The 14,323-nt window shown below is 72.1% G+C and carries 17 protein-coding genes; 9 read left to right on the forward strand and 8 right to left on the reverse strand.

All coding sequences use genetic code 11. The features are described from left to right. Positions 1-18: 18 nt before the first annotated feature. On the reverse strand, positions 19-1,227 hold the full coding sequence (locus tag ABEA10_RS14835; RefSeq protein WP_345463408.1) for a glycosyltransferase family 4 protein: 1,209 nt from the start codon (positions 1,225-1,227) through the stop codon (positions 19-21). Positions 1,228-1,353: 126 nt separating this feature from the next. Here ABEA10_RS14835 and ABEA10_RS14840 point away from each other — a divergent pair, with 126 nt between their 5' ends. From ABEA10_RS14840 to ABEA10_RS14855, 4 genes are all read left to right on the forward strand, one after another. Further along, positions 1,354-1,728, forward strand: coding sequence for a BlaI/MecI/CopY family transcriptional regulator (locus ABEA10_RS14840; RefSeq protein ID WP_329237368.1), 375 nt, complete (start codon positions 1,354-1,356; stop codon positions 1,726-1,728). Positions 1,729-1,735: 7 nt separating this feature from the next. Continuing rightward, positions 1,736-2,641, forward strand: a complete 906-nt coding sequence (locus ABEA10_RS14845; protein ID WP_345463414.1) for a M56 family metallopeptidase — start codon at positions 1,736-1,738, stop codon at positions 2,639-2,641. Between the two features lie 277 nt (positions 2,642-2,918). Beyond that, positions 2,919-3,323 carry a hypothetical protein gene (locus ABEA10_RS14850; protein WP_345463417.1) on the forward strand — a complete coding sequence of 135 codons (405 nt, stop codon included), beginning with the start codon at positions 2,919-2,921 and terminating at the stop codon, positions 3,321-3,323. A 22-nt stretch (positions 3,324-3,345) separates the two neighbouring features. Continuing rightward, a complete protein-coding gene (locus tag ABEA10_RS14855; protein ID WP_345463420.1) occupies positions 3,346-3,780 on the forward strand; it encodes a hypothetical protein in 435 nt (144 codons plus the stop codon). On the opposite strand, the gene ABEA10_RS14860 is transcribed toward ABEA10_RS14855, so the two are convergent. The 4 genes from ABEA10_RS14860 to ABEA10_RS14875 form a co-directional block, all read right to left on the reverse strand. Next, positions 3,771-4,682, reverse strand: coding sequence for a carbohydrate kinase family protein (locus ABEA10_RS14860; protein ID WP_345463423.1), 912 nt, complete (start codon positions 4,680-4,682; stop codon positions 3,771-3,773). The genes ABEA10_RS14855 and ABEA10_RS14860 overlap by 10 nt on opposite strands. Positions 4,683-4,698: 16 nt before the next feature. After that, a complete protein-coding gene (locus ABEA10_RS14865; RefSeq protein ID WP_345463426.1) occupies positions 4,699-5,529 on the reverse strand; it encodes a M56 family metallopeptidase in 831 nt (276 codons plus the stop codon). Between the two features lie 2 nt (positions 5,530-5,531). Continuing rightward, positions 5,532-5,891 carry a BlaI/MecI/CopY family transcriptional regulator gene (locus ABEA10_RS14870; RefSeq protein WP_345463429.1) on the reverse strand — a complete coding sequence of 120 codons (360 nt, stop codon included), beginning with the start codon at positions 5,889-5,891 and terminating at the stop codon, positions 5,532-5,534. A gap of 67 nt (positions 5,892-5,958) precedes the next feature. Next, positions 5,959-6,087, reverse strand: coding sequence for a hypothetical protein (locus ABEA10_RS14875; protein ID WP_345463432.1), 129 nt, complete (start codon positions 6,085-6,087; stop codon positions 5,959-5,961). Between the two features lie 172 nt (positions 6,088-6,259). On the opposite strand from ABEA10_RS14875, the gene ABEA10_RS14880 reads away from it, so the two are divergent. Together ABEA10_RS14880 and ABEA10_RS14885 are read left to right on the forward strand one after the other, a co-directional pair. Next, a complete protein-coding gene (locus tag ABEA10_RS14880) occupies positions 6,260-7,186 on the forward strand; it encodes an AraC-like ligand-binding domain-containing protein (protein WP_345463435.1) in 927 nt (308 codons plus the stop codon). A gap of 118 nt (positions 7,187-7,304) precedes the next feature. Continuing rightward, the gene (locus tag ABEA10_RS14885; RefSeq protein ID WP_345463438.1) at positions 7,305-8,546 is read left to right on the forward strand and encodes a flavin-dependent oxidoreductase; all 1,242 of its coding nucleotides are present in this window, start codon (positions 7,305-7,307) and stop codon (positions 8,544-8,546) included. A gap of 115 nt (positions 8,547-8,661) precedes the next feature. Here ABEA10_RS14885 and ABEA10_RS14890 read toward each other — a convergent pair whose 3' ends face one another. Continuing rightward, a complete protein-coding gene (locus tag ABEA10_RS14890) occupies positions 8,662-9,018 on the reverse strand; it encodes a hypothetical protein (protein WP_345463441.1) in 357 nt (118 codons plus the stop codon). A 308-nt stretch (positions 9,019-9,326) separates the two neighbouring features. Continuing rightward, the gene (locus tag ABEA10_RS14895) at positions 9,327-9,473 is read right to left on the reverse strand and encodes a hypothetical protein (protein ID WP_345463444.1); all 147 of its coding nucleotides are present in this window, start codon (positions 9,471-9,473) and stop codon (positions 9,327-9,329) included. A gap of 461 nt (positions 9,474-9,934) precedes the next feature. On the opposite strand from ABEA10_RS14895, the gene ABEA10_RS14900 reads away from it, so the two are divergent. Continuing rightward, complete coding sequence (locus ABEA10_RS14900) at positions 9,935-10,768, forward strand: hypothetical protein (RefSeq protein WP_345463447.1); 834 nt, start codon at positions 9,935-9,937, stop codon at positions 10,766-10,768. A 31-nt stretch (positions 10,769-10,799) separates the two neighbouring features. Here ABEA10_RS14900 and ABEA10_RS14905 read toward each other — a convergent pair whose 3' ends face one another. After that, the gene (locus ABEA10_RS14905; RefSeq protein ID WP_345463450.1) at positions 10,800-12,284 is read right to left on the reverse strand and encodes a serine/threonine-protein kinase; all 1,485 of its coding nucleotides are present in this window, start codon (positions 12,282-12,284) and stop codon (positions 10,800-10,802) included. Between the two features lie 297 nt (positions 12,285-12,581). Between ABEA10_RS14905 and ABEA10_RS14910 the strand changes: the two genes are divergently transcribed. Both ABEA10_RS14910 and ABEA10_RS14915 read left to right on the forward strand, forming a co-directional pair. Beyond that, positions 12,582-13,415: a helix-turn-helix transcriptional regulator gene (locus ABEA10_RS14910; RefSeq protein WP_345463453.1), complete on the forward strand. Its 834-nt coding sequence runs from the start codon at positions 12,582-12,584 to the stop codon at positions 13,413-13,415. A gap of 153 nt (positions 13,416-13,568) precedes the next feature. Continuing rightward, complete coding sequence (locus ABEA10_RS14915) at positions 13,569-14,261, forward strand: SDR family NAD(P)-dependent oxidoreductase (protein WP_345463456.1); 693 nt, start codon at positions 13,569-13,571, stop codon at positions 14,259-14,261. The last annotated feature ends 62 nt before the right edge of the window (positions 14,262-14,323 follow it).

A 14,323-nucleotide genomic window follows, 5' to 3' on the forward strand; every position in this document is an offset into this window, starting at 1 on the left:
CCGTTTCACGGGCTGCGCTCAGCGGGGCAGGACGCGGCGAAGACGGCGGCGCCACCGCGCGGAGTGACGCCGCCATCCGCGGACGTGACGGTCCCCGGCCAGCTCGGCGAAGAGGTGTTCGTACCGCTCGACGATGGGCCCGGGGTCGAAGCGGCGGGCGGAGACCAGCGCGGCCTGCCCCATGTGACGGCGGGCGGTCGCGTCGGAGACGAGTTCGAGGAGCGCGTCGGCCAGGGCCCCGCCGTCGCCGACCGGGACGAGCACGCCGTCGACGCCGGGCGTGATGATCTCCGCGGGGCCCAGCGGGCAGTCCGTGCTCACCACCGGCACTCCGCAGCGCATGGCCTCGGCCAGGGTCATGCCGAAGGACTCGGCGGAGGAGGCGGACGCGACGATGGACGCCTGCGCGAACTCGGCCTCGATCGGGGAGCGCGCCCCCATCAGCCTCGCCTGGCCCTCGAGGCCGCGCTCCCCGATCAGCTCTTTGAGCCGTTCCCGCTCCGGACCGGCGCCGTAGATTCGCAGGGTCCACTCGGGGTACTTGGCGGAGACCTGCGCGAACGCGTCGATCAGCAGGTCGAAACGCTTGCCGCGGACGAGCCGCCCGGCCGCCGCGATCACCGTCGCGGTGCCGTCCGACGGCGGGATCGGCGGCTCGGGCACGATGTTGGGCACGGCCAGCACGCGGACGCCCGGCAACGGCATCCGGGCCCGGTAGACGGCGGCGTCCGCCTCGGTCGTGGTGACCACGGCGTCCAGCTCGGCGTAGCGCCGGGCCAGCTCGCCGCGCAGCCTCTTGCCGTGAGCGTCGTGGGTGAGGTGCTCCTGCGCGATGCGCAGGGCACGGCGCGGGCCGAACCGGGCGAGGTAGACATTGATACCGGGGCGGGTGCCGATGATCACGTCGGCTGCGCAGCGGCGCAGGTGTTCCTCGGCTCGCAGGTCGGTGAGCCGGCTGTACTGCCGGTACCGCTTCTCCGCGGCCGGGAAGACGACCGCGGGCTCGCGCAGCCGCGGGTCCGCCATGTCGGGTGAGCCCTCGCGCAGATCCACCAGCGGAACCAGCCGTACGCGCGGATCGACCTCGAACCGGGGGCGCGCGCGGTGGCGGAGCATCGAGACGATCTCCACGTCGTGGTGGTCGGCGAGCGCGGCGGCCAGGTTCCACGTCGTACGGACCGTCCCGCCGATGCCGTAGGCGTTGTGGAGCAACAGTGTGATCTTCACCGGCCGTGTTCCGGTCCTCTCCCCGTCCGTGCCGCCCTCCCGGGCTCATGACACACTCGACGCGTCTTCTACAATGCAATAGAATTTCTACATCACTGTAGAAGGTACCTCAGGGACGCACAAACCATGACCCATCCCCACGATCAGGGCCGACGACGCGCCAAGGGCCAACTCGAAGCCGAGATCCTCACCGTGCTGCACCAGGCCGACGGACCGATGACCACCGGACAGGTCATCGAACGCCTCGGCGGCGGCCTCGCCTACAGCACCGTGGTGACGATCCTCACGCGCCTGCACGCGAAGCGGCAGCTCACCCGCACACCGCGCGGGCGCGCCTACGCGTACGCCCCCGTCGCCGACGAGGCGGGCCTCGCCGCCCGGCGCATGCGCGGCTACCTGGACGGGCGGCCGGACCGCGCGGCCGTGCTCACCCGTTTCGTCGGCGACCTGACGGCCGACGACGAGGACCTGCTCCGGCAGCTTCTCGACACCGGCCACTAGGACCGCCATGCGCGTCGCCGTCTACCTGCCGCTGCTGCTCACGCTGCTGGCCACGCCCGGCGCCCGCCTGCTCGCCGCACGCTGCGAACCTCGGCTGGCCACCTGGCTGCTCACCCTCTCGGCGCTCGTGCTGGCCGCCGCCGGAACCGTCTCGCTGGCGCTGCTCACCCTCACCGGCCTGCTGCGCGTCCCGGTGCTGGCCGCCCTCGGGCAGTGGTCGCTCCACCTCGCCGCACGCCGGGACCCGGTCGAGCTGTCGGTCGCGGCCGCCGCGAGCCTGCTGCTCACCCTGGCCACCGTCGCCGCCGTACGCGTCTTCGCGATTCGCTGCCGGTCCCTGGCCCGCGCCGCCACGGACGCCGCGTGCCTGGCCGCCACGGACGGCCTGGTGATCGTCGAGGACCCGGTGCCGGACGCGTACGCGCTGCCGGGGCTGCCCGGACGCGTCGTCGTCTCCACCGGCATGCTCGACACCCTCGACCCGGGGGAACGCGCCATCCTGCTCGCGCACGAGCGCACCCACCTCGCGGGCCACCACTACGCCTTCGTCGCCCTCGCCCAGCTCGGCGCCGCGGCCAATCCCCTGCTGCGCCCGCTCGCCACGGCCGTCGCCTACACCGTCGAACGCTGGGCCGACGAACGCGCGGCGGCGGTCACCGGCGACCGCCGGCGCGTGGCGCGCACGGTCGGCAAGGCGGCACTGGCCGCCGGCCGTGCCCGCTCGCGAGAGGCCACCCTCGGGATCCGCGGCGCCGGCCCGGTCCCCCGCCGCGTCGCCGCCCTGCTCGGGCCGCCGGCCGCCATGCGCGCCACCCCGGCCCTGGCGACCGCCGCCGTGCTGGGCACGGCGATCTGGTCCACCTCCGAGGCCGTACAGGACCTGCACGTACTGCTGCGCTTCGTCGGCGCCTGACCGTGGGATCGGCCGGGCGGCCGGTGGCCGGTCGCGCCCACGCCGGCCGGGCCCGGCGCTCGCGGTCGGGCTCGGCCGGTCGTGTTCGCCCGCCGGTCGCGCCCGGCCGCCGTACTACGCGTCTCCGCGTACGCCCGCCCGTCACGCCCCGCCGCCGTACTACGCGTCCTCTCGTACGCCCGCCGGCGGGCCCGTTTCGCCGTACGCACATCCGCGTAGGTTCGGTGCCGCTCCGGAGCCGACGCCCGACGGCACCCCCGTGGCCACGATAGGGCGGGTGAACACCGACGACCCGCCCACGGGGAGAACCGCTCCGGCCCGGTCCGCGATCGGCCGGGCCCATGGCCGGCACCGCGTATTCCTGATCGCCACCTGCGCGGCTCTGGTCCTGGCCGCCATCGGCGACGAGGCTCCCGGCTATGACGGGCCCGGCCCGTTCATCGACCTGGCGTTCGCGGTGACGGTGGCGCTGGTCCGGTGGAGGTTCGCCCCACTGGTCATCGCCGCCATGAGCGCCTTCTTCCTCTTCGGAGGACTCGCCGCAGGAGGGTTCGCGCACCGGCTGATCCAGCCGGACCGCGCCTTGGACTTCACCGCCGGCTGGCTGCAGATGCTCGGCTTCGCCGCCGCCGTCGTCTTCGCCGTGGCCTCGACCGTCCACGCCCGCCGCCCATCTCGCTGACCCCACCGCGAAGGGATCAATCATGTTTCGTCACCGTCGTCTGAGCCGCAGCACGCTCATCTCGTTCGCCGGCCTGCTCGTCGGTATCGGCGGCCTGGTCATCCAGTGGATCGCCGACCCGTCGAAGTTCGCCGACGCCCAGCGCTCCTTCGGCGTCGCCTTCCCGCCCGGCATCGCGTTCATCGTCGTGGCCGGCCTGCTGACGCTGGTCACCGCACGCTGGTGGTGGCATGCCGTCTTCGGGGTGTTCATCGCGTTCTGGATCGCCGGCGTCGGCACCCTGGCCGGCCAGCTGACCCCTAATCTGACCTCGCGCAACGCCGGTACAGTGGCCGGCAACGTGGTCATGACCGCCGGCCTCGTCCTCGCCTTCGCCGCCGGCGTCCACAGCATGGTCACGGCGTTCCGCACCCGGCGGACCGTCCGGCGTGAGACCGGCCGCGCGCCTCAGGCGTGACGGGGCCAGGCCGCGCCCGGCAGCGCGTCGCCGGCGTGCTCGGGAAGCGCTCCCGAGTGAGAGGCGACCAGAGCACCGAGTGCGTTGGCCCGCCGGAGGATCTCCGCGGCCGGGAGCCCACGGTGGATCCCGTCGACCATGGCGGCGGTGAAGGCGTCTCCGGCTCCCACCGCGTCGACGACCGTCACCCGCGGCGGAGCCTGCTGCACGAACACGCCGTCGAACAGCAACGCGCCGCCGCGGGCTCCGCGGGAGCAGGCGACGGCGCGCATGCCGTAGCGGCCGGCGATGTCGCGCACGGCCTCCTCGATGCCTTCGTGTGACCGGCTCAGGTGGGGCAGTTCGCGTTCGCTGACCTTCAGCACGTTGGCGGTTCGGGCCAGGCCGTCCACGAGCCGGGGCGTCCAGCAGCCGGGCCTCAGGTTCACGTCGTACACGCGCAGTGCGTCCGGGTAGTGGGACGTCAGCCGGGAGATCGCGTCGAAGGTCGCGGGCCGGCAGGCCGCGAGCGTGCCGTAGACCAGGACATCGGGGGCGTGATCCGGGGGCTCCACGGGCCCACCGGCGGCCAGCAGGTCGTACGCCGCCGGCTTGACGATCTCGAAGGTCGGATCGCCGGACGGATCGAGGACCACCTCGGCGCGGCCGGTGGGAACTCCCGGCGCGGTGCGCACCCGCGAGGTGTCGACTCCCAGCTCCCGCATCCGCGCGAGCGCGGCGCGGCCGGGCTCGTCATCGCCGACGGCGGTGAGATAGGTCGCCGTGAAACCCATGCGGCGCAGCTGGGCGGTGACGTTGAGCGGTGCCCCGCCCAGCCGCCTCCCGGACGGCAGCATGTCCCACAGCACTTCGCCGATCCCCAGGACCGACGCGCTTTCGATTCCCTCGCTCCGCTCGGTCATGAGAACTCCATCCGGCTCAGTGTGGCGCGTGTTCCGCGACCACGTCGATCTTCGCGGGGCCGTGCTTCACGTCGCCGATGAGGTCCTGCGCGGTGAGGCCGGAGCACAGCAGCAGGCCCAGAGCCGCCAAGGTCAGGCCGATGCGGCGGCGGGGCGGCGGGCGCAGCAGCGCGGCGACGCGGCGGGGCACCGGTCCGGGCCGCGCGGCGCCGATGCCCATCCGAACGGGCGAGACCCCGCCCGACGCGAGGGCGACCTTGCCGATCACCTGTGCCGCCATGACGCGGTCACCGACGGCCGTGGCCGCCCGTTCGTCGGCCCAGCGTTCGGTGGCGTACCAGAGCGCGCGCCGCATCGGCCACAGCAGCGGGTTGGCCGCCGACGCGACGCGGACGACGGCGCGGAAGAGATGGTGGCGCCCGCTCAGGTGGGCCGCCTCGTGCGCGAACAGCACTCGGCGTTCGTCCGGGTCGAGGGCGTCCAGCATGCCGGTCGACACGACCACCCGGCCGGGAACGGAGTAGGCGTCGATCCGGTCGTCGGCCACCACCGCGACGACGCCGTCGCCGGGCAGGTCACGCGCCCGCCGGCGGGCCGAGCGCAGGGCGTGCGCCTGCCCGTACGCCGCGGACGCCGCCCCGGCCACCGCGGCCGCGAACGTCAGGGCGGCGAGGAGATGACCGCGGGCCAGGGCGAAGAGGGGTACCAGCGAGGCGACCGCCACCCCGGCCGCGAGGACGGTGAGCACCCAGGAGGCCGTACGGGGCGGGAGGCGCTCGGCGAGCGGGTGGGCGGCCAGGGCGACGACCGCCGGGCACACGAACGGCAGGTAGGCGTCGACGTCCATGGTCAGCGGCCGTCCAGCAGGTCGCGCAGCAGCTGCTCGTCCTGGTCGGACAGCGTGTCGACGAAGCGCGCGAGGACCGCCTGGCGGTCCGGCTCGGCCTCCATGGTGCGGTGCATGCGGCGGGCGACCAGGCCCGCCTCGTCGCTGACCGGCGCGTAGCGGAACGACCGGCCGTCCTTCTCACGCGTCAGCAGGCCCTTGGCGTGCATCCGGCTCAGGATCGTCACAACGGTCGTGTAGGCGAGATCATCGGAGAGCAGGGACTGCACGTCGGCGGCGTTCAGCGGCCGGCCGGCCCGCTGGAGGACGGTCATGACCTCGGCCTCGAGCGCGCCCGCGGCCCGACGCCCTCCGCTCGCCATGTCACCTCCGCGTTCGCCGACGACCGAGTATCAGTGTGCCACGGATCGCCCAGCGGCCGACCTGGTGTTACGCCGTCCAGGCGAGGAAGGCGACCCCGGGCGCCCCGCCGTCGCGCGGCGGCGTCGCCCGTACGGTCGCCGAGGTCCGGTCGCGGCGGCGCATCCGGGTGCTCACGGGCGTCCCAGGCCGTCTCATCCCCTCACCCCCGCGAGAGCGCGACATACTCGGTGACCTGCGCGTTTCACCGTAGAGGCGGTCTTCGGCGCGTCCCATTCTCGTCCCAGCAGGACATTCGCCGCGGATACCGGCACTATGAAAAGAAGCCCCGCTCCACCACATCCGCGCTGGAGAAACAAGGAGCCTGGTCATGCGTGTCGGTGCAGCCGCGTCTGTCTTGGACGACCCCGAGGAGCTCCAGCAGGCCGCCTCCTCGATCTTCGTCCCCCTGAAGATCGAGACGCCGGTGGAGGAGCGCTTCGAAGCGGGCGTCGACAGCGCGCGGGTGGGACCGGTGGTCGCCGCACGGATCACGAGTACCCCCGCGATGGTGAACCGCAACGCCCGGTGCGTGACGTCCACCGACGCGGAACTGCTCAAGGTGACCCTCCATCTCAGCGGCTCGATGATCGTCACGCAGGACGACCGTCAGTGCCGGGTCCGGCCCGGCGACCTGGTCGCGTACGAGACCTCCCGGCCGTACCGGCTGATCGGCACGGACGTGTGCGACATCGTCGTCGTCGGGATCCCGCGTGCGATGCTGGGCCCCAGCGCCGACCTGATCGGCCGGCGCACGGCCGTCGCGCTGCCGGGCGACCGCGGTGTCCACGCGGTGATCGCGGCCTTCCTGTACGGCCTCGGCCGCGACGTCGGCGCCCTGTCCGGCCCGAACGGGCTCCGCCTCTCCGACGCCCTCGTCTCACTGATCATCTCGGCCTTCAACGACACCACGCCCGAGCGCGCGGAAACCTGCGACCTCGCCGATCGGATCCTCGCGTACGCGGCGGCCAACCTCTCCGACCCCGGTCTCTCGGCCGAGACGGTCGCGCGCCGGCACGGCATCTCAACGCGCTACCTGCACAAAGTCCTCCGTGAGCGCGATGTCGCCTTCGGCGCCTGGGTCCGGCGCGAGCGGCTCCATCGCATCCGCCGTGACCTGACCGACCCCGCATTCGCCAACCGGACGATCGCCGCCATCGCCGCCGGCTGGGGCATGACCGAACCCGGCCATCTCAGCCGCACCTTCCGCGCCGAGTTCGGCCGCACACCGCTGGACATCCGGCGGACGGGATTCTGAGCGAGGGAGATCGGCGCCTTCACGTCACAACGCGGCGGTGACATGATCGCCAGCGGTACGCCCGGCGCGGAGCGTCACGCCGGGGCTCACCGTCCGCGGACACGAGGAGTCGCCCAGTATGGACATCGCCGTCGTCGGAGCGGGAATCGCCGGACTCGTGCTGGCACTGAGGCTGCACGAGGCAGGCGTGCCCTGCCGGGTGTACGAGGCCGCCCCGGAGATCAAGCCGCTCGGCGTGGGGATCAACATCCTGCCGCACGCGTCGGAGGTGCTCGGCGGGCTCGGGCTCGAAAAGGCGCTGACCGCGGAGGCCGTGCTCACCGCGGAGTCGGTGTTCTTCAACCGGTTCGGCCAGCTCATCTACCGCGAGCCCAGCGGGCGGGCGGCCGGCTACCGCTATCCGCAGTACTCCATCCACCGGGGCAGCCTGCACGCCGTGCTCCTGGCCGCCGTACACGACCGGCTCGGATCCGGCGCCGTCGCGCTGGACCACCGCTGCACCGGCGTCGCGCAGGACGAGGACGGGGCGTACCTGACCTTCCGTACGACGACCGGCGACGCCCCGCTCCCCCGCGTGCGCGCCGACGGCGTCGTCGCCTGCGACGGCGTGCACTCCGTCATCCGGCGGCAGTTCCACCCCGGGGAGGGCGAGCCCCGCTACTCGGGCGTCAACATGTGGCGTGGCACCGCGGTCGGCCGGCCCTTCCTGTCCGGCGCCAGCATGGTCCGCGTCGGCTGGCTGGACCGCGGCAAGCTCGTCGTGTACCCGATCCGCGACGACGTCGACGGAGCCGGCAACCAGTTGATCAACTGGGTGGCCGAGATCGAGACGCCGCACCACGTCACGCGCGACTGGAACCGCCGGGGTGAGCTGAACGACTTCATCGGCGCGTACGAGGACTGGCACTTCGACTGGCTGGACGTGCCCGCGCTGCTGCGGTCCAGCGACGCGGTGCTGGAGTACCCGATGGTCGACCAGGAACCCCTGGACCGCTGGTCGTTCGACCGCGTCACGCTCCTCGGCGACGCGGCGCACCCGATGGTGCCGCGCGGCTCGAACGGCGCGGGCCAGGCGATCCTCGACGCGAAGGCGCTGAGCACGATCCTGGCCGGCGCGAGCGACGTCTCGGCGGCCTTCCGCGCGTACGAGGACCGGCGTCGCCCGGCCACGACCAAGGTGGTGCTCACCAACCGCCGCACCCCACCGGACGTGATCATCCGCGAGGTACGGGACCGTACGGGCGACCGGCCCTTCGACCGCATCGAGGACGTCATCAGCCAGGAGGAACTGGCCGCGATCTCCCGCCGCTACAAGGACGTCGCCGGCATGTCCGCCCAGAGCCTCATGACCGGCGGCTGACGGCCCGTGCGGCCACGGCGTCCGTCGCGGGAACGTGCGGTTCGCCGTGGCCCGGCGCTCGCGATGTCCGTGTGTCCATGGCCCTTCCCGGACAGGTCAGGCCGAAGCCGCGGCGCTACTGGATGACGACCCAGTCGTCGGGTCGCGTCGTCCGGCCCAGATAAGGACGGCCGTACGTGGCGATGCTGACCCATCGCCCCCAGGTCTTCTCCCATCTCCCGACCCAGCGGTCGAGCCCGGGAGCGACGCGGTCGAGTAGGTACGGGTTGTACCAGTCACCCTTGGTGTAGAGGCCGAGCGCCCGATTCGCGCGCCAGTACGCCTCGGATCGCTCGGCGAGCGTATCGCTGCAGAGCTGGAAGTCGTAGTCGCTGGGCCATTTGGACAAACCCGGCTTGTACCGGCTGTCGAAGAACGCCGCGGCGGGCTTGGGTCCGTCCGTGGCGAACCCGGCCTGCCGGTAGGCCGCCACGACAGCTCCTTCATGTCCGCCAGCTGCTTACGCGAGATTCCGGAGAAGGCGAATTCTCGGTCGGTGGCCACGTAGCCCGAGCTGTCGACGACCGTGAATTCCCGGCCGCGCAGGGCGTTCGGCCCCCGCACGTCCTGCACCGCCTCGCGCAAGTACTGCAACGCCTTCGCGAGAATGCCGGATTCGGCATCGACGAGTTTGCCGCCAGCCATTTATTAACGGCCCAGACGAATCGTGTGCAGGCACGGACGGCGCACCTCCACCGGGATTCGAGCGGCTCCGATTCTCGAATTTTACCGTGCCCGCCGTCACTCGGCCCAGAAGTCGATCAGTTCCTCCTCGGTGAGCAGCCACGGCGGCCTGTCCGGCAGGACGCGACCGGCGGACAGGGCCCAGACCGTCATCAGCATCAGGGCGAGATGCTCGTCATTGGTGAAGCTCTTCAGCTCGTTCATCGGCTGCGCGGCTTGAGGACCTGGGCCTTCGCTTCAGGTCGGGGAGGAAACGCCGCTCCCTCCTTGGATGTCGGTACTGGTGGTCAGCGTGCCGGCATGCGGTTCCGAAGGGGAGGACGTCAAGGCTCTCCGTCGGATGCGGAGGAGGGATGGCCGGATGATGCCGCGGCCCCTGTCGTACACCGAGCAAAGGCCCGGGCCGATCCGGAACACCCCCCACACATGTCCCGGACCGGCCCGGACGGTGCCGCCCCTCCGGACAGCCCCGGTGGGCCCGGGCCTGGTCGGCACCTTCGGTACGTCAGGCGGGCAGGTGGCCTGAGCTCCCTGCCACACGAGAAGCCAAGCGCGGATCCGGGCGTACGGCCATCCCCGGATTCCGGGATGTCCGCGCGGTGAGTCTCCGCTCTACACTCGGCGGCCATGAGCAGGGTGGCTTCGCCGGTCGGGACAGGACGGTCATGACAGCGGAGGCCGCGCCGGCCGTGGTGGCGCGCGTCGTCTCGTCGTCCGGGACCGTCGTGGAGGTCGTGGAGAACCAGCGTCTGGTGTTCGGGCGAGGGCCCGATGCGGACCTGGTGATCGCCGCCGACCGGGGGCTGTCCCGCCGCGCCGGGATGCTCGGCGGGGTACGCGGCGGCGCGTGGGTGGCGAACCTCAGCCACACCCACGCGCTGTACGCCGAGGCCGACGGCTACCAGATCCGGCTGCCGCCGATGGAGGCGCCGGGCGACCCGGCCGGCGGATGGTTCATGCGGGCGGGCACCACGCTCGTGGGGTCGCGGGCCATGCTCGACGCCGGCGGGCCGCTGCGAGTGACGATCATGCCCGCGGCCGGCGGGCCGATCGGCGTGCTCGGAGACCGGCCGGCGCGCCCGGACGAGGACTCCACGCTGCTCCCGCTGCACCTGGATCCGAACACCAAGTTGTTCCTGGTCGCGCTGCTGTGGTGCCGGCCATGGCTGATCGATCCGACGCGTACGTCGCCGCTGCCGCGCACCCCGGAGATCGCCCGCGCCGCGCTGGAGGTGACCGACGCGCACCACCAGCTCGAGCAGTTCGACAACGATCCGGTGTTCCGTGACCGGCTCGCCGCGCGTGTCGGGGAGCACGTGAAGGTGTTGCGGCGCAAAATCAATATCCGGGGGCTCGTACGCAGCGGAACCCGGCTCTCGGACGAGGTGGTCGTCGGCGTGCTCATCGAACACGCGATCATCACGTTCGGCGATCTGGGCCGGCTGAGCGACCCGTCATGGTGTTCTCGACAGGAGGATCTCTGGTGGGACCGTACGTAGTGAAGTCCGGCGTTTCCTGGAACCGCGCAGGTCACAGCCTGTTCACGGTGAACGCCGCAGCCAGCTGACGGCTCATGCCGGCCACGGTCACCGTGACGTGGTGGGGACCGGGCGGGATCTTCCCGGGGAAGAACTCATGGCTCTGGTTGAGCGTGTAGTTGAACGCCCCGCCGAAGTCGACGACGGGCGGGTACGGGGACGCCGGTCGCGTGTCGAGGCGGATCGTCACCTCGCGGCCGGGCGTGAAGCCGATGCCCGAGACGACGAATCCGGTGTTGCCGTCGCCATAGGTCTGGTTGAGCGTGATGGCCGGGCGGCCGGACGCCCGCGGCGGGCGGACCGCTCCGGGGGGCGGGCCGCCACCGGGCGGAGGGCCGGCCGGCCTGCGGTCGCCCGACTCCCGGCCCAGCACGACGCCGAGCATCAGGACGGCACCGGCGACCCCTAAGATCGCCGCGGCGACCGCGATGACGCGCGCCGGCCGGCCGCCGTGGAAGCGCGCTTTTCCGGTGCGGCTCTTGGCGGGCGCCGGGCGCGACAGCCCCGCCGAGGTCGGTGAGTCCAGGGTGCGCTCGACGGGTCCGTCCTCGGGCTCGGGCGACCGTGTCCCCTGCCGGTACTCCTCGATCAGCTCGAGCGCCGCCGCCGGCAAGGGCGCGGGACGCAGGGCGTACTCCCCGCCGTGCTCCTCCAGCTCCTCGGCCAGTCGCGCGAGCAGGGCGGCGGCGGTGGGCCGGGCGGCCGGGTCGCGCTCGAGGCAGTCGAGCATCAACGCGGCCGCCTCGCCGGGCAGGCCGGTGAGATCCGGCGGCTCGGTGGCCAGCCGCACCAGCACGTCGGTCACCGAGTCCCCGGCGTACGGCGGGTGGCCCGTGGCCGCGTACAACAGGGTCGAGCCGAGGGAGAACACGTCGCTGGCCGCCACCGTCCGCCGGCTGTCGCGTGCCTGCTCGGGCGCCATGTAGGCGGGGGTGCCGACGGCCTGGTGCGTCGCGGTGACCGTGACGCGTTCGGTCGCCCGTGCCACGCCGAAGTCGATGACCCGCGGCCCGTCCGCCGCGACGAGGACGTTGGACGGTTTCAGGTCCCGGTGCACGAGGCCGGCCTGGTGGATCGAGGCCAGCGCCTCGGCGCAGCCCGCGGCCAGCCACCGCAGCGCCCCGGTGGGCAGCGGCCCGCAGGTCCGTACGAGCTGTTCCAGCGAGGGCGCCGCGATGTAGGCGGTGGCCAGCCAGGGGATCTCGGCGTCGGGGTCGGAGGCGACCACGCCGGCGGTGTAGACGCCGCTGACCCGTCCGGCGGCGGTCACCTCGTGCGCGAACCGGGTACGGAAGTCGGCGTCGGCGGCGTACTCACTCCTGATCGTCTTGACCGCGACGAGACGGCCGGAGGCCGACCGGCCCAGATAGACGCGCCCCATCGCCCCGGTCCCCAGCCGCCCCAGGAGCACGTAGCCACCGACCCGCACCGGATCCTGCGACGACAGCGGCTCAAGCCTCACCTGCCCCGACCGCATGCACCCCTCCGTCCGCCAGGAACGATCGGCATCATCGCCCCGATTCCAACGCACGCTCGGCACCGGATGGCGGACTCGGCCGCGATCACCTTCGACCTGGGCAAATCACCACATGCGTCGACCGTCGTCAACAGGCATCCGCCTTTACATTGTAGATCATGAACGACTCCCCCCGGAATAACGCCCGCGGCCTGCATGATCCCGCTCACGATGGTCGGAGCGTCGGCGGGAGCTACGGGACTTCGTGGTACAGCGCGGACCGCTCGGCGGTGTGATCGGTGCGGGAAGATGGTGTGCATGGATCAACTCGGCGCCGCGCTGCGGGCATGGCGGGACCGGTTGGACCCCGCGACGGTGGGGTTCGCGCATGGCTCACCCCGTCGGGTTCCCGGTCTGCGACGCGCGGAGCTGGCGACGCTGGCCGGCATCTCGGTCGAGTACGTGGTCCGACTCGAGCAGGGACGGGTGGCGACACCCTCGGCGCAGGTCTGCTCTGCTCTGGCTCGCGCCCTGCGCCTGTCCGACGACGAGCACGCCCACCTCCTGCGCATGGCCGGTCACGCGGCGGACCCGGGCCGGGTTTCGCGGGTGATCCCGGGAAGTCTGTACCGGATCATGGACCAGCTCGCCGGCAGCCCGCTCGCGATCTACGACGCCACTTGGCAGTTGCTGCACTGGAATCCGCTGTTCGCGGCCACGTTCGGCGATCCCACGGTCCGCGGCGTGGGAGACCGGAACGTCCTGATCTGGCAGTTTTTGGGCGAGCTGCCCCGGGTCCGGCAGACCGCAGCCGAGCAGGCGGCGTTCGAGGAGTCCCTCGTCGCCGACTTGCGCGCGACGACGAGCCGGTACCCCGACGATCCCGACGTCGCGACGCTGATCTCGAGGTTGAACCGCAGCCCACGGTTCCGCCAGTTGTGGAGCCGCCGATCGGTGGGTGGCCACGAGAGTTCGCACAAACTCGTCGAACACCCGGACGTCGGAGACATCGCCTTGAACTCCGACGTGCTCACCACCCAGAACACGAACCTCCGCCTCGTTGTGTACACACCGCGGCCGGACACCGACGCCCGCAGCAAACTCGAGGTCCTTGCCGCCATCGGTGTCCAGAGGATGTCTCCTCAGGGATGAGGACCCGAGTTGCGCCTCGTCCGGTGGACCAGGCTGCTGCGTGGTACGCGCTGTACCAGGATGTCCCGTAGCTCCCCCCGACGCTCCCGTGGGCTCAGCATTGAGTCCGTGAACAGCGCACGACGATGCTGTTCCGAGTCAGGAGGAGTCGGCATGACCACCACGTTCATCACCGGGGCCAACAAGTCTCTCGGCCTTGAAACCGCTCGTCGCCTCGTCGAGACGGGGCACACCGTCCTCATCGGTGCCCGCGACCCTGAACGCGGCCGGGCCGCGGCCGAGTCGCTCGGCGCCCGGTTCGTCCAGATCGACGTGACCGACGACGCCTCGGTCGAGGCCGCCGCCGCCGACGTCGCCGCGCACGAGGGGGCGATCGACGTCCTCGTCAACAACGCCGGCGTCCTCGGCCGGGTCGGCCCCGTCGAGGAGTACACCGCGGCCGACGTGAGTGCCGTGCTCGACGTGAACGTCGTCGGGATCGTGCGCGTCACGCACGCGTTCCTCCCGCTGCTACGCAAGTCGTCGAACCCCGTCATCGTCAACGTGTCCAGCGGGATGGGTTCCTTCGGCATGACCCAGGACCCGGCGCGGCTCGAGTCGCAGTACGCCCTGCCCCTCTACTCCGCCTCGAAGGCCGCGGTCACGATGCTCACGACGCAGTACGCCAAGGAACTGAAGGAGGTGAAGGTCAACGCCGCCGACCCCGGGCAGACCGCGACCGACTTCACCGGCGGCCTCGGACACAGCATCGCCGAGGGCGCCGAGTCCATCGTGACCCTCGCGACGATCGGCCCGGACGGGCCGACGGGACAGTTCATCGACCGGTCCGGGAACCTCCCGTGGTGAACCTGCCCTGAGCCGGACCGGCGGCCCGCCGGGGTCGTCGAGGGACCGGAACACCGCTCGAT

This window comes from Actinoallomurus oryzae (assembly GCF_039541955.1).
GTDB classification, from domain to species: Bacteria; Actinomycetota; Actinomycetes; order Streptosporangiales; family Streptosporangiaceae; genus Actinoallomurus; species Actinoallomurus oryzae.